This is a genomic window from Alcaligenes sp. RM2 (assembly GCF_052931795.1).
The window spans coordinates 500,960-514,358 of the sequence record NZ_JBRFIO010000002.1; the positions used below are offsets into that span (position 1 = coordinate 500,960).

11 protein-coding genes and 6 tRNA genes are annotated in these 13,399 nt (G+C 57.0%); 4 read left to right on the forward strand and 13 right to left on the reverse strand.

The features are described 5' to 3' along the window. The first annotated feature begins 292 nt into the window (after window positions 1-292). Together ACU6HM_RS09115 and ACU6HM_RS09120 are read left to right on the forward strand one after the other, a co-directional pair. Entirely contained in the window at window positions 293-802 is a 510-nt protein-coding gene (locus ACU6HM_RS09115; RefSeq protein ID WP_009463866.1) for a peroxiredoxin, read from the forward strand. A gap of 167 nt (window positions 803-969) precedes the next feature. Beyond that, complete coding sequence (locus ACU6HM_RS09120; protein WP_446763698.1) at window positions 970-2,523, forward strand: MFS transporter; 1,554 nt, start codon at window positions 970-972, stop codon at window positions 2,521-2,523. 101 nt (window positions 2,524-2,624) lie between these two features. Here ACU6HM_RS09120 and ACU6HM_RS09125 read toward each other — a convergent pair whose 3' ends face one another. The 3 genes from ACU6HM_RS09125 to bioB form a co-directional block, all read right to left on the reverse strand. Beyond that, window positions 2,625-3,644 carry a BMP family protein gene (locus ACU6HM_RS09125; RefSeq protein WP_446763699.1) on the reverse strand — a complete coding sequence of 340 codons (1,020 nt, stop codon included), beginning with the start codon at window positions 3,642-3,644 and terminating at the stop codon, window positions 2,625-2,627. Window positions 3,645-3,808: 164 nt separating this feature from the next. Further along, a complete protein-coding gene (locus ACU6HM_RS09130) occupies window positions 3,809-4,660 on the reverse strand; it encodes an EamA family transporter (RefSeq protein ID WP_022983422.1) in 852 nt (283 codons plus the stop codon). Between the two features lies 1 nt (window position 4,661). Continuing rightward, a complete protein-coding gene (gene bioB / locus ACU6HM_RS09135) occupies window positions 4,662-5,678 on the reverse strand; it encodes a biotin synthase BioB (RefSeq protein ID WP_254499730.1) in 1,017 nt (338 codons plus the stop codon). A 288-nt stretch (window positions 5,679-5,966) separates the two neighbouring features. Here bioB and ACU6HM_RS09140 point away from each other — a divergent pair, with 288 nt between their 5' ends. After that, window positions 5,967-6,389: an acyl-CoA thioesterase gene (locus ACU6HM_RS09140; RefSeq protein WP_009463861.1), complete on the forward strand. Its 423-nt coding sequence runs from the start codon at window positions 5,967-5,969 to the stop codon at window positions 6,387-6,389. On the opposite strand, the gene ACU6HM_RS09145 is transcribed toward ACU6HM_RS09140, so the two are convergent. The 4 genes from ACU6HM_RS09145 to ACU6HM_RS09160 form a co-directional block, all read right to left on the reverse strand. Continuing rightward, window positions 6,366-6,848: a DUF3293 domain-containing protein gene (locus tag ACU6HM_RS09145; protein WP_009463860.1), complete on the reverse strand. Its 483-nt coding sequence runs from the start codon at window positions 6,846-6,848 to the stop codon at window positions 6,366-6,368. The genes ACU6HM_RS09140 and ACU6HM_RS09145 overlap by 24 nt on opposite strands. Window positions 6,849-6,963: 115 nt before the next feature. Next, window positions 6,964-10,026, reverse strand: a complete 3,063-nt coding sequence (locus tag ACU6HM_RS09150; protein WP_446763700.1) for an efflux RND transporter permease subunit — start codon at window positions 10,024-10,026, stop codon at window positions 6,964-6,966. Then, window positions 10,023-11,108 carry an efflux RND transporter periplasmic adaptor subunit gene (locus ACU6HM_RS09155; protein ID WP_446763701.1) on the reverse strand — a complete coding sequence of 362 codons (1,086 nt, stop codon included), beginning with the start codon at window positions 11,106-11,108 and terminating at the stop codon, window positions 10,023-10,025. The genes ACU6HM_RS09150 and ACU6HM_RS09155 overlap by 4 nt, the downstream gene beginning before the upstream one ends. Window positions 11,109-11,162: 54 nt before the next feature. Then, a complete protein-coding gene (locus ACU6HM_RS09160; protein WP_035271186.1) occupies window positions 11,163-11,774 on the reverse strand; it encodes a TetR/AcrR family transcriptional regulator in 612 nt (203 codons plus the stop codon). 245 nt (window positions 11,775-12,019) lie between these two features. Between ACU6HM_RS09160 and ACU6HM_RS09165 the strand changes: the two genes are divergently transcribed. Then, on the forward strand, window positions 12,020-12,334 hold the full coding sequence (locus tag ACU6HM_RS09165; RefSeq protein WP_250756732.1) for a hypothetical protein: 315 nt from the start codon (window positions 12,020-12,022) through the stop codon (window positions 12,332-12,334). A 151-nt stretch (window positions 12,335-12,485) separates the two neighbouring features. On the opposite strand, the gene ACU6HM_RS09170 is transcribed toward ACU6HM_RS09165, so the two are convergent. The 6 genes from ACU6HM_RS09170 to ACU6HM_RS09195 form a co-directional block, all read right to left on the reverse strand. Next, window positions 12,486-12,562: transfer RNA gene (locus ACU6HM_RS09170), tRNA-Asp, on the reverse strand. A 19-nt stretch (window positions 12,563-12,581) separates the two neighbouring features. Next, window positions 12,582-12,657 (reverse strand) — tRNA-Glu (locus ACU6HM_RS09175). A 25-nt stretch (window positions 12,658-12,682) separates the two neighbouring features. After that, window positions 12,683-12,758, reverse strand: a tRNA-Ala gene (locus tag ACU6HM_RS09180). Window positions 12,759-12,881: 123 nt separating this feature from the next. Beyond that, window positions 12,882-12,958: transfer RNA gene (locus tag ACU6HM_RS09185), tRNA-Asp, on the reverse strand. A gap of 20 nt (window positions 12,959-12,978) precedes the next feature. Further along, a tRNA-Glu gene (locus tag ACU6HM_RS09190) sits at window positions 12,979-13,054 on the reverse strand. Window positions 13,055-13,081: 27 nt separating this feature from the next. After that, window positions 13,082-13,157, reverse strand: a tRNA-Ala gene (locus ACU6HM_RS09195). Between the last annotated feature and the right edge of the window lie 242 nt (window positions 13,158-13,399).

Genomic DNA, 13,399 nt, shown 5'->3' on the forward strand with positions numbered 1-13,399 from the left:
TTTTGTCGCTGGGCCGTCCCAAGGCAAACACTCCCCCTCGGGGGGCGGCAAGCAAAAGGCGTAGCGTGGGGGCTTTTTTTGTCGCTGGGCCGTCCCAAGACAAAAAACTCCCCCTCGGGGGGCAGCAAGCCGAAGGCGTAGCGTGGGGGCTTTTTTTGTGTCCAGACCCCGCGCGGTTTTGTAGCCCTGTGAAACGTACTGATAAGTGTTATTTGCTAAGACAGGCCAGTCTATTAGTATCATAGGTAGTTCGGGCCGCCATACTGGCGGTATTTATTCATACGGAGACCTTATGTCCATTTCAGTCGGTGCGCGCGTTCCAGACGCGACCCTTAGCGAGTACATTGAAACCGCCACAGAAAGCTGCCCTATGGGCCCCAACAACTTTCAGGTGGCTGATCTGGTTAAAGGCAAGAAAATTGCCGTGTTCGCCGTTCCTGGCGCTTTCACCCCCACCTGCTCCGAGCAGCACTTGCCTGGCTTTATTGCCAAGGCAGACGAGTTCAAGGCTGCCGGCGTAGACGAGATCTGGTGCGTGGCAGTGAACGATCCTTTCGTAATGGGCGCTTGGGGCAAGTCCCTGAACGTCAATGGCAAAGTACGTCTGCTGGCCGATGGCAGTGCTGTCTGGACCAAAGCATTGGGTCTGGAATTTGACCTGACGTCCAAAGGCCTGGGTGTGCGCTCCAAGCGTTTCTCTGCCTTGCTGGAAGACGGTGTTGTCAAACAATTGAACATTGATAACGACGGCGGCCTGCACACATCAGATGCAGACACCCTGTTGAAACAGGTAAAGTCGTAAGTATCTGATCCCCCGCCAGTCCGGCGTGGCGAGGGATAGAAGGATTACAAGGCGCTGGCGGCAAGCTGGCGCTTTTTTTTACCGTGCTCCTGTCGCAAAACCCAGGCCGGAATCTGGATGGTAGCGAGAGTTGGGGGCCGGTGCCGCGGTTTTTTTAGGATGTCTGGATGCTGTCATCGGTGGGTGCGTTTTCGTCCCTGTACTTTGCGACCCTGATGCTCTTGCTCAGCTCGGGCCTGTTCAATACCTTCATGGGGGTGCGCCTGACGGCCATCTCGGTGTCAGAGGTATGGATTGGCGGGCTGATTGCGGTGTATTACCTGGGCCTGGTATTTGGTGCTCGTATGGGTCACCGCCTGATCATGGGCGTGGGTCATATTCGGGCGTACGCCGCCAGTGCTGCTATTGTCACCATCTGTGTGCTGGTTCAGATTCTGGTTGATTCCATGTACGTCTGGCTGCTGCTGCGCTTTTTGGCGGGTGCGGCCATGGTGGTGCAGTTCATGGGGATTGAAAGCTGGCTGAACGAGCAAAGCGACAATAGTCAACGCGGCACCATTTTTGCCTTTTACATGGTGTTCTCCAGCCTGGGCACCGTGCTGGGGCAGTTGTCGCTGACTCTGTTTCCGCATCTGAATTACGAGCCGCTGGTATTTGTGGCGATCTGTTCGGCCTTCAGTCTGGTGCCGGTGGCGATTACCCGTCGCAGTCACCCACCCTTGCAAGTACCCGCGCCCATTAACGCACGCTATTACCTGGACCGCGTGCCCTTGTCCATGATGGTGCTGCTGGTCGCCGGTATGTTGACCGGGGCCTTTTATGGTCTGGCGCCCGTGTATGCGGTGCGCGTTCATCTAAGCAATGAGCAGGCTGCCTTGTTTGTCGCCGTGTCTGTGGCCGCCGGTGTGCTGGCCCAATGGCCGGTGGGTTGGCTGGCGGACCGCATGAATCGCGTCAAACTGATCCGCATTAACGCGATCTGTTTGCTGGCCTTGGCCATTCCTTTGTGGGGCTGGTTTGAGGCCCCGTTCTGGTTTCTGCTGATTTTTTCGGCGTTGTTCGGGATTCTGCAATTTACGCTGTACCCCTTGGGCGCGGCTTTCGCCAATGACAACGTGGATCCGGAGCGGCGAGTTGGCTTGAGCGCCATTTTGTATATGGTCTATGGCTTGGGGGCCTGTCTGGGGCCGCTGCTTGCCGGCGGCCTGATGTCTTATATTGGCAGCAATCTGTACTACATCTTCGTGGCAGCCTGTGGCTTGGCTTTGGTTCTGCTGGTCCGCCCGCAAAAGGTACTGGGTGATCACTTGAGCCAGGATGCGCCTACTACCTTTGTGCCTATGCCAGACAGCTTGCAAAGCTCGGCTGCGGCGGTGGCACTGGACCCACGGGTGGATATCAGCTCTGACGTGTCGCATGATCCGGTTTTCGAAGATCTGCCGCCAGTTGAAGAGCGGGTGCCCGCAACGACGGAAAGCACGGCTGCGGAGCGCAAGGCGGAAGATGAGGCTGCAGAGGCGACACTTGCCGAGGACGACAAACGGGCTGATCCTGTTGTTGGAAGCTCGGGAAGCTCGGGAAGCTCGGGAAGCTCGGGAAGCTCGGGAAGCTCTGTGAATTCTGAAGGCTTGGACGCTTTTGGGAGCGCGGCAGATGTGGAAAGCTCGAGCGCTGAGAAAGACGCAGAGAAAGCACGTAAACCCTCAGATCCAGCCCCTTAGGTCGCCGCCAGAATCGAGCATGTTCTCATAGCGGTTTACGAGCATGATTCACTCATAAAAAAACCCAGGCCAAGCCTGGGTTTTTTATTTCTGCCCGGATCTTAAGTCTGGAACTCAGGCCCGTTGAATTCGGCCTCAACCTCAATCTTGCCAGCCAGAATATCCTGCTGTAGCGCTGCAATACGCTGGCGCACGGCATCCGGTGTGTCCGGGGCCATGATCAGGCGCACCGCATCCGGTTGCTGCAGGCCAACCTTGAAGATCTTGCCGGACTCGAACTTGTTTTCGCTCAGATCCTTGCAAGCTTCAAATACGCCAATGCCTACATCGGCCCAGGCGGAACCGACGAATACGTCGGGCTCACGGGCGACCCAGTCGATCACATTACCAATTTCTTTGATGCCCAGTTCACGGCAGGCCTGCGTTGTGCCGCTACGGCCTTTGTTCAGCATGGTGTAGATGATGTCTGCACCAGCTTTGGCCTGTGCCTGGGTGACCCGCGCGGCCAGCTCAATATCATCCTGGTTGCCGGAGAAGTTTGTCAGCAGCTTCACATCCGGATTGGCATGCTTGACGCCAGCGGCATAGGAAGCGCGGGCGCGCAAACCAGGGGGCACGCGTATGCCGGACTGGTGGGCCACCACGCCGGTCTTGGTCATCAGGGCGGCATAGGCACCGGCCAGCCAGGCTGACTCTTCCTGACGCACGTCATAGCTGCTCAGATTGCTGGCAGTGACGGCACCTTGCGTGATCACAAAGCGGGTATCCGGAAACTCCTTGGCAACGGCCAGGGCAGCATCGGTGTTCTGACCGCCGTGGGCGATCAGCAAGGCCGGTTTGTATCGTGTTGCCAGTTCGCGCAGAGCGGCAATTTGCGCCTGGGTTTCGTTAGCCACCTGATCTTTGTAGTGGCCGGTAATGGGCAACTGGTCCATGGCCTTCTTGAAGCCCTGATAACCAGCTTGCATGAAGCCGTTGTCATCAATGTGGCCGCAGAACAGGGCGGCAACGACGGGTTTGTTGGCCGCCAGCACACTGCGGCCAAGCCAAGGGGCAGCCAGTGCGCCGGCTCCAGCGGAAGCGGCGGCCAGCAGTAACTGTCGACGGGTAAATCCGGTCATGATCATGTCTCCTGTGTAGTCTCCGACGTGGGCGTCGGTAAAAATCGTTTTTTTCTAATCTACAGGAGATGAAAAGCCGCGGTTCCTGAAGTTTTAAATGTCAAATATAAGAATTCTCGTATAGTGCGTTTACGCGGGCATGTATGAGACATGCCCGATATTGTTCACCGCGGAATCAGGGCCACGATAGCGCCAATGGCCAGGGCAACCCCCACCATATTGAGCGCGCTGAGCTTTTCCTTGAAGAAGCCCGCGCCGATGACGGCACCCATGGCAATCACGCCAATATTCATGGCCGAGAACACCAGAGTGGGGTTCTCCGGGAAGATCTGGTGGGCGCGGATATAAAAGAAAATATTCCCGAAGTTCAGCAGGCCCAGCACCAGACCGGCTAAAAGGCTGCCTTTATGCCAGCTGGTGCGCTTGGCCAGCAGCCAGCACAGCATCAGCACACCGGCCAGCGAGAAGGACACCACCAGACTGCTGGAGAAAGCTGCACCGGCTCTGGAGAGCTGCTTGAACATGATGTCGATCACGCCATAGCCTAGCCACACAGCCAGCAGCATCAGGGCAGGATGCCCGCAGCCTGCTTCCTGGCTACTGGCCTGCCGCGGACGTATCAGCAGGCACAGCAAGGCAATCAGGGCCAGGGCGATGCCCAGCAGTTTCTGACCAGCCAGTTGCTCGCCAAACAAGAGAAAGGCCGCCAACAAGGGAATGAACAGGGACAGGCGCTGGGCAGCATCGCTCAGCACAATCCCGGCTTGCCGCACTGCCGCCGCCATGAACAGAAAGACGCTGGGCAAGAGCACACCCAAGGCAATCAGAATCCACCAGGGGGTAGCAGGATTCAGCAGGCTGCTGGGATGCGGTTGCAGCAATACCAGACTCAAGGTGACTGCCACGCCGTAGTTAACCATGATGGCCTGGGCGACATCGATCTGCCGCTGGCGAGCGACTTTCAGCAGAATGGAAACGGCAACACTGCACAGAATGCTGGCGATCAGAGTGAGCATGTTAGAGGGCCTCGACCATAGCGCGTGGACGGGTTTGTTCCAATGACAAAGGGGGTTCGGACAGCGTGGTTTTGGCCGCTTCCAGTTGCAGGCGGGTAAACAGATCCTGGTCCGCCACAAACTGCGGGTTGCCGGTAGTCAGCAATTGCTCACCATAGAAAATGGAGTTGGCACCGGCCATAAAGCACAGGGCCTGGGTGCTGTCATCCATGGTTTCGCGACCCGCCGACAAGCGCACGGCGCTGGTGGGCATCAGGATACGAGCAATGGCAATTGTGCGTACAAACTCGAAGGGGTCCAGATCATCGACCTGATCCAGCGGTGTGCCCGGTACTTTCACCAATTGGTTGATAGGCACGGACTCGGGGTAAGGGCGCATATTGGCCAGCTGAGCCAGCAGACCAGCACGCTCGCGACGGCTTTCACCCATGCCGATAATCCCGCCGCAGCAACTGTTCAAACCGGCTGCGCGTACGCGTTCCAGCGTGTCCAGGCGGTCCTGGTACGTGCGCGTGCTGATGATCTGGCCATAGAACTCGGGGGAAGTGTCCAGATTGTGGTTGTAGTAGTCCAGCCCGGCATCTTTCAGGCGTTGCGCCTGACCGTCTTTGAGCATGCCCAAGGTGACACAGGTTTCCAGCCCCATCGCTTTGACGGCGCTGACCATCTCAACTACCTGGTCCAATTGTTTTTCGGTAGGAGAGCGCCAGGCGGCACCCATGCAAAAACGCTGAGCACCCTGTGCCTGGGCGGCGCGGGCCGCTTCCAATACCTGTTCCAGGGGCATCAAGGGTTCAGGTTCCAGCTCGGTCTGGTATTTGGACGATTGCGGGCAGTAGGAGCAATCTTCGGGACAGGCGCCTGTCTTGATGGAGAGCAGGCTGGAGAGCTGGATTTGATTGGCCGGGTGGTGCTGTCTATGTACGGTCTGCGCCTGGAACACGAGGTCCATAAAGGGCAGCTCGTAAAGCTCCATGATGCGACGAATCGTCCAGGGTGCGGGGGTATTTACAGACATGGCAGGCTACCTTATTCAGTGACGCAGCTATGCTAGGTTTTCTGCCTGTGAAAGACGACTCCTGGGGCTGGCAGGCTCCGGAGGCTTGTCTCGCTATGGGGCCTATTTCAGTGATTTTTAGACGAAATTGTCGCTAACTTCGCTTAATTTCAATTATTGTGAGGGATACAAACTATTTCAAAGGCAGTATTTGCAAAATGTTTCAGCGGCTGATTCAGTGCTTGATTACCGTGGTTTCCATCTTTTTATCCGGGGTAAACTGGCAGGCGATTTTGCAAAAGGATAAACATGCACGTGTTCGAGCGCCGCATCACCGTGGAATGGGGTGATTGCGATGAGGCCGGGATTGTTTTCTATCCCAATTATTTTTATTGGTTTGACTGCACGTATCAGGCGTGGCTGCGGCAAGCAGGCTTGAGTCAGCGTATCTTGCGCCAGGAATATGATGCGGTAACGCCCTTGGTGGATGTCGGTGCCAACTTCCGCGCACCCGTTACCTATGATCGCGAGATTCGCGTTTGCGTGCAGGTGGCTCAATGGCTGGAGCGGCGCTTCAAGCTTGAATATCAAGTCTTCAATATGGACGGTGTGCTGGTAGCAACCGGCCACGAGTGGCGCGCCTGGGCGCAGGTCTTGCCGGAAGGGCGGCTGAAAGGTGCCGCCATTGCTGAAGACTTTCGTCAGCGCTTAGAAGGGAACGGGGCTGTTTGAAGCGGCCTGATCAGACACCGGCAGGCGCTGCTGCACTTGATGCAGCTGCGGCTTGCCATTGAGCGGTATATAGACAAAAGCCAATTGCTTGAACAGGCGTGCTTGCCAGCGTGCCTGTTGCAGGCTGATGTCCAGCACCAGCAGGCTGGGTTCATCCGGCCATTTGCCCTTGGGGTCCAGATTCACGGCGGGCCACCAGCGCAGATCCAGTTTCTGCAAATCGCGCAGCAAGCTTTCCTGAACCGCATCGTTAAAGGCACGGCTGCAAATTTGCGCGCCTGGATTGCAGGCGGTCAAAATTGCCGCCCCACGGCTGTTTTCTTGTTCCAGTAATTGATTCAGAGGGCGGTTGAGCTGGCCGATGCGCACGTCCATATCGCCCTTTGGGCTGTGTATACGGTAGATCGCCTTCTCGAAAGCGTGAGACAGGGCGGCGGGCAGGTCTTTCTGTGTAGACATAAGCTATCTTGCGTCGTTCTGTTCTCCGGACCCACAAGACTGGCAGTGGGATGCATGGTTTGTTGGTGTTCAAACCATGCATCCATTATTTACACAGTTTCAGCCTTCAAGCAAGTTATGAGGCGCGTGGATCCTGGATTCGATTCCAGATCGAATACAAGCTGGGCAAGAACAAGAGCGTCAGGATGGTGCCAATGGCTGTACCGCCGATCAGCGTCAGGGCCATGGAGCCCCAGAACACGGAGAAGGACAGCGGAATGAAGGCCAGTACCGCCGCCAGCGCCGTCAGAATGACGGGGCGGGCACGCTGCACAGTGGCTTCAATCACGGCATCGTAGGGCGAGGCACCTTCAGCCCGGTTGGTCTTGATCTGCTCAATCAGAATCAAGGTATTGCGCATCAGGATCCCCGCCAGACCAATCAGCCCCAGAATCGCGGTAAAACCAAAGGGTTGCTGGAAAATCAGCAAGGCGGGCACGCTGCCAATCAAGCCCAAGGGGGCGGTCAGGAACACCATGATCATGTTCGAGAGCGAACGTACCTGAATCACGATGACCAGCAGCATCAAGGCAATCATGACCGGGAAGACGGGCAGCAGCGCGTCATTGGACTTCTTGGCCTCGGCGGTGATGCCGCTCATCTCGATCAGGTAGCCAGGGGGCAGGGAAGCCTGCAAGGAGGCAAACTCCTTCATCACCCGGTTGGCCACTTCTGCCGGTTGCACGTGCGGAGCAATATCCCCTCGCACGGTCATGGTGGGCAGGCGGTTGCGACGGGCCAGCTTGGGTTCTTCCTGCATGATTTCCAGCTTGCCGACTTGCTCCAAGGGCAGGTTCTGGCCCTGATCATTCATGACGGTCAGGCCGGACAGGCGAGTTGGGTCATGGCGGTTGCTGGCCGAGCTGCGCGCCACAACCAGCACATTACGCAGGTCCTCGCGGTATTCCGCAACGGTTGTGCCATCCAGCTGCAACTGGATTTGTTCGGCCAGACTCTGGCGATTCAAACCCAAGGCTTGCAGACGTTGTGGGTCTACGTCCAGCTTCAGGACGGGTACGCGCGAACCCCAGTCCACGTTCACCTGACGCATGTCCTTGTCGGCCCGCATCACCGCCATGGCCTGCTCGGAAATATCACGTAGCTTGTCCAGATCAGGGCCACGTACCAGGAACTCCACCGGGTATTTGGTGGATGGCCCGAACACTAGCTGAGTGGCACGGACACGCGCTTCTGGTGTCAGGCCATCGGCCACCACTTGGCGGAAGCGTTGCAGCAGCGCATCGCGGTCGTGGTGATCAGCCGTCAGCACCACCAGACGAGCAAAGGAGGGATCAGGCAGTTCAGGGTTGTAGGACAGGAAAAAGCGCGGTGCGCCTTGCCCGGCATAGCTGGTGACCAGCTTGGTTTCGGGCTGCTCGCGCAACCAGCTCTCCACCTTGCGAGTAACGGCTTGCGTGGACTGAATACTGCTGCCCTCGGGTAACTGCACTTCTACCAGCAGCTCGGGTCGGTCGGAGGTGGGGAAGAATTGCTGTTTGACGAAACCCATGCCTACAACCGCCAGCACGAAGGCCGCCACCACAATTCCGGCCACCAGAAACTTGTGGTGTACCGACCAGGCAATCATGCGGCGCAGGCGCATGTAATTGGGGGTGTCGTAAATGGCCTGATGGCCGCCGGGACGGGCTGGAATGGCGGGCAGCAATTTCACGCCCATATAGGGAGTGAAGGCCACCGCAACCAGCCAGGAGGTCAGCAGGGCAGCGGCCAGAATCCAGAAGATATTGCCGGCGTACTCCCCGGCAGAGGAACGGGCAAAACCCACCGGCAGAAAGCCGATAATCGTCACCAGGGTGCCGGACAGCATGGGGGCTGCCGTATGGTTCCAGGCATAGGCGGCGGCTTTCAGGCGGTCCATGCCTTCTTCCATTTTCACGATCATGATCTCGATCGCAATAATGGCGTCGTCCACCAGCAGGCCCAGCGAGATAATCAGCGCGCCCAGCGTTACCCGATCAAACACCTTGCCTGTCATCATCATGATGACGAACACCATGGCCAGCGTCAGGGGCACAGCGGCAGCCACTACAATCCCGACCCGCCAGCCCATGCTGACCAGACACACCAGCAGCACGACGCTTAGCGCCGCGAAGAACTTGAACATGAACTCGCCTACGGCGGAGGCAATGTTCACCGACTGGTTGGTGACGGTCTCCAGGGAGAAGCCCAGGGGCAGGGCAGCGGCAATATCTTCCCGTGCCTTTTCCAGATCCTTGCCCAGATACAGGCCGTTGTAGCCCTCCTGCATCACCACATCCAGCAACATGGCAAATTGTGCGTTGTGGTGAATCTCGAAGCTGGGTGGGTCCTCGTAACCACGGCTGATAGTGGCAATGTCGCCCAAGCGCAGATTATGACCCTGCACGTAGATATAGGTATTGCTGATGGCCTCCACATCCTCCAGCCCGGCGCTAAGGCGCATGTGAATACGCGGGCCATCGGTGCTGATGGCACCACTGGCTGTCATGGCACTGCGCTTGGACAAGGCTTCCAGAATCTGTTGAGGATTGAGCTGCAGATTGTGCAGCTTGGCTTCGTCCAGATCGACAAAAATACGCTCGCTTTGCTCGCCCAGAATATTCACCTTCTTGACGCCGGGGACTTGCAGTAGCTGACTGCGTACTTTCTCGGCCTCGCGAGTCAGCAGGCGCGGTGGCAGACCGGGGGCTTGCAGCGCGAACAGGCTGAAGGACACGTCCGAGTATTCGTCGTTCACAAACGGCCCCTGCACGCCTTTGGGCAAGCGCGGAGCCTGATCCTGCAGCTTCTTGCGGAGCTGATAGAACTCGCTCTGAACGTCCGCGGGCGGCATGGTGTCTTTCAGGGTCACCACCATCAAGGCTGTGCCGGGACGAGTAACCGTCTCTACCTTGTCAAACCAGCGCAGTTCCTGCATGCGCTTTTCCATGGGCTCGGCCACCAGATCCTGCATTTCCTGGGCGGTGGCTCCGGGCCACATGGCAGTGACGGTCAGCACTTTCACGGTAAAAGCCGGGTCTTCGGCTCGACCCAGTTTCACGAAGGAGTAAATGCCGGACGCTGCCAGAGCAATGATCAGAAACAGCGTGATGGCCCGTTCACGCACCGCCAGAGCGGAAAGATTGAAGCGGCCTGTCATTGCTTGACCTCGCGTGTTTCAGGACGAACTTCCTGGCCTTCATGCAAAAGGTTAGCGCCCAACGCCACGATGGCCGTACCGGCTTCAGGGCCTTGGGACAGGTAAGCGTGTTCCTGGGCAAGCTTGGCAATGGTCACGGGCTGCCAGTGCACGGTTTTCTGATCATCAATTACCCACACACCGGGCCCTTTACCCGCATCGTAAATTGCAGTCAGCGGCACTTGATTCAAGGCGTCTGCATCCGGGGGCGTCAAATGCACAATGGCGCTGGAACCCAGTCTTGCGGTGACATTCTCGCCCTCGAAGGAAAAGCGGGCCTGATAGCTGCGGGTTGCAGGGTCAGAGGATTGGGCCAACTCGCGCAGTTGGGCGGGCAGGCTTTCCTGGGAGTCCGTTAGTTCAATGGTGGCGCGAGTACCCAGCGGGATATCCCATTGTTCGGGCAGGCTGACAATGACATCACGTGGGCCGTCCTGGGCCAGGCGCAGCACGGCTTGCCCCGGGCTGACAACTTGGCCAACATCCGCAATCTGGGCGGTAATGATGCCGCTGGCTTCTGCTTTCAGGGAACTGTATTGGTCGGCGTTGCGGGCTATTTCAGCTTGTGCTTGGGCGGACTTCAGATTTGCCTGTGCGCTACGCAGTCCCTTCTGGCTTTGTTCATGCGCCTGACGGGAAACACCGCCTTGCTCCACCAGCAGGGACAAGCGTTTGTAATCTGACTGGGCTTGTTCGGCCTGAGCCTGGGCGGCCTGCACGGCAGCCAGACGGGCGCGGTAATCCAGTTGCAGATCCTTGGGGTCCAGCGTCATCAAGAGTTGGCCTTTTTCAACGTGCTCGCCGTTTTGAACTTTGCGCGTATCAATCTTGCCACCTACCCGAAATGCCAGTGGGCTTTCCACCCGTGCGCTGACCAGCCCCAGGAAACGTCGTTGCTGATCGGCCTTGGGCTGAATCACGCTTTGAATGACCAAAGGAGCCTGAGTGCGAGGGTCGGCCTCCTGTGTCTGCTGGCTGCACCCCATCAGTACAAGGGCGGCGGACAAACTCAAGACAGGGCTAAGAGAGCGAAAAAGAGCCATGCAGGACTCCGGGTAGGTGAATAGTTGGATGAACTGTAACTTGGGGCGTGACGTTCAAGGCATCAGGCTACGCAGGATAAGCTGCGTGACCACCAGCAAACCTTGGCGGGTTTTTTCAGGCGGATGTATTTCCAGCAAGACAGGGTGTAGACAGGCGGTCAAGGCAAACAGGATGCCTTGAACCACCTCGTCCAAGGGCGTGCGGCGTTCAAAGTCGCCGCTTTCACGGCCCGCGCGCACCAGGGCGGTGATTTGGGTCAGCAAATCTTCTCTGTGCTGGTCCACTGTTGCCCAATTGTTTTGCAGCGCTTCAATGACCACTTCTTGCATGCGGCCTTCCTGCAAGAACAGCTCCAGGCTTAGCGTGCAGGCGGTTTCAATGAAGTGGCGCAGACGTTCGATAGGGGGCAAGTCGCCCTCTACAATCTGTTGCAGCTGCACGTGCATGCCTTTGAGCACAGAGTGGCAGATCGCCTGGCCGATAGCCTGCTTGGAGTCGAAAAAACGATAGAGATAAGCGCTGGACACGCCTATGGATTTGGCCAGGCTGGCAACAGAGGTCTTGCGATACCCGTAGAGCCGGAAATGCGTATTGGCCTGCTCAATGATCTGTTCGCGGCGATGATGCTCGGTCGGACCACGCTGGCCCAGGGTACTGGCTGGCATAGAAGTTGAATGTTGAAGTAACGATAACGCAATACATTAACTTCCTTGTTAAGCCGCGGCAAGTAAATTGAGGCCACATATCCCGTTTTTTTGCTTGATGGGACTCTTCTTGACAGGCAAACCTTTTAGATCAGCCGATGGCTTGAGCAGGCAGCAGGGCATCCGCAGGATGGGATCATGCTTTGAGTCTGACCTTCCGGGCTTTGGCTTGTTGAGAGCGTGCCAGGGATAGCGCTTTTTGCAAGGTGGCTGATGCGTATGGTTGTTCGGATGGGAGATGCCTCATTGCCTGCGGCGTATTTGTCTCGAATGTCTATTACAACCAGCCGCTTCTGGAACTGTTGCAACAGGCATTCTCGCAGGAAAGAGGGCTGATTAATCTGGCCCCGATGGCGACCCAGTTGGGGTTTGTTTGCGGCCTGTTTTTTCTGGTCCCTCTTGGAGACCGGATTGACCGTAGAAAATTGATTCTGGGGCAGGCGGTGGTTTTGCTGGTCGGGCTGGTATTGCCTGGCGTCTGGGTGGGTGGCATGCGGTATGCCTGTTTGGAGGGGCATTAGTGCTTATCGGTTTTTCTTTGCACGGTATTCGTAGACGAGCGATAGGCACCAGAGGCTGAGAGAGGTGTTCTGGTGCGCATGCTTGCAGGCCGGGAGTCCACCAATGAAAAAAGCCTGACAGATCGAAATCTATCAGGCTTTTTGAATTTTTTGGCGGAGCGGACGGGGCTCGAACCCGCGACCCCCGGCGTGACAGGCCGGTATTCTAACCAACTGAACTACCGCTCCGCAGCGGTGCCAAGAATCTTGGCGTCCCCTAGGGGATTCGAACCCCTGTACCCACCGTGAAAGGGTGGTGTCCTAGGCCTCTAGACGAAGGGGACAGGACTTACAACTAAATCGTCGTTTTGGTGGAGGTAAGCGGGATCGAACCGCTGACCTCTTGCATGCCATGCAAGCGCTCTCCCAGCTGAGCTATACCCCCAATTTTCTTTACTTCGTTTTTTAACTGCGTCAAAAAACCAAAGTATCGAAATAAGTGTCAGGCTTGACGAGGCTTGCCACTTCAAACTGCTAAAACCAGTCCAGGACTGATTTTTAAATTTTTTGGCGGAGCGGACGGGACTCGAACCCGCGACCCCCGGCGTGACAGGCCGGTATTCTAACCAACTGAACTACCGCTCCGCAGCGGTTGCCAAGAATCTTGGCGTCCCCTAGGGGATTCGAACCCCTGTACCCACCGTGAAAGGGTGGTGTCCTAGGCCTCTAGACGAAGGGGACAGGACTCTACAGCTAATCTTCGTTTTTTGGTGGAGGTAAGCGGGATCGAACCGCTGACCTCTTGCATGCCATGCAAGCGCTCTCCCAGCTGAGCTATACCCCCATTTCGGCGTTCTTTTTGTCGACCACCAACGAAGAATTGAGATTATGAAGGTGTTTTTATCTTTGTGCAAGTCTTTTGAAGAAAAAAACCAAAATAAAGTGAAAAAACTTCAGAGGGGCTGCCAGAGGGGGGCAGGGGGCAGGCAGAGGAGGCGATACCCCCGGCGTGCGGAAGCCGAAAACAGGGCTAAGGGCGTGCCTGAAATGGGCGTGTATCTTTTTGTTTTATACGGGGTTTTGTAT

Bases quoted from the DNA above. Each gene is read 5' to 3' on its own strand.
- ACU6HM_RS09115 (WP_009463866.1), top strand. From the start codon at position 293: ATGTCCATTTCAGTCGGTGCGCGCGTTCCAGACGCGACCCTTAGCGAG.
- ACU6HM_RS09120 (WP_446763698.1), top strand. From the start codon at position 970: ATGCTGTCATCGGTGGGTGCGTTTTCGTCCCTGTACTTTGCGACCCTG.
- ACU6HM_RS09125 (WP_446763699.1), bottom strand. From the start codon at position 3,644: ATGACCGGATTTACCCGTCGACAGTTACTGCTGGCCGCCGCTTCCGCT.
- ACU6HM_RS09130 (WP_022983422.1), bottom strand. From the start codon at position 4,660: ATGCTCACTCTGATCGCCAGCATTCTGTGCAGTGTTGCCGTTTCCATT.
- bioB (WP_254499730.1), bottom strand. From the start codon at position 5,678: ATGTCTGTAAATACCCCCGCACCCTGGACGATTCGTCGCATCATGGAG.
- ACU6HM_RS09140 (WP_009463861.1), top strand. From the start codon at position 5,967: ATGCACGTGTTCGAGCGCCGCATCACCGTGGAATGGGGTGATTGCGAT.
- ACU6HM_RS09145 (WP_009463860.1), bottom strand. From the start codon at position 6,848: ATGTCTACACAGAAAGACCTGCCCGCCGCCCTGTCTCACGCTTTCGAG.
- ACU6HM_RS09150 (WP_446763700.1), bottom strand. From the start codon at position 10,026: ATGACAGGCCGCTTCAATCTTTCCGCTCTGGCGGTGCGTGAACGGGCC.
- ACU6HM_RS09155 (WP_446763701.1), bottom strand. From the start codon at position 11,108: ATGGCTCTTTTTCGCTCTCTTAGCCCTGTCTTGAGTTTGTCCGCCGCC.
- ACU6HM_RS09160 (WP_035271186.1), bottom strand. From the start codon at position 11,774: ATGCCAGCCAGTACCCTGGGCCAGCGTGGTCCGACCGAGCATCATCGC.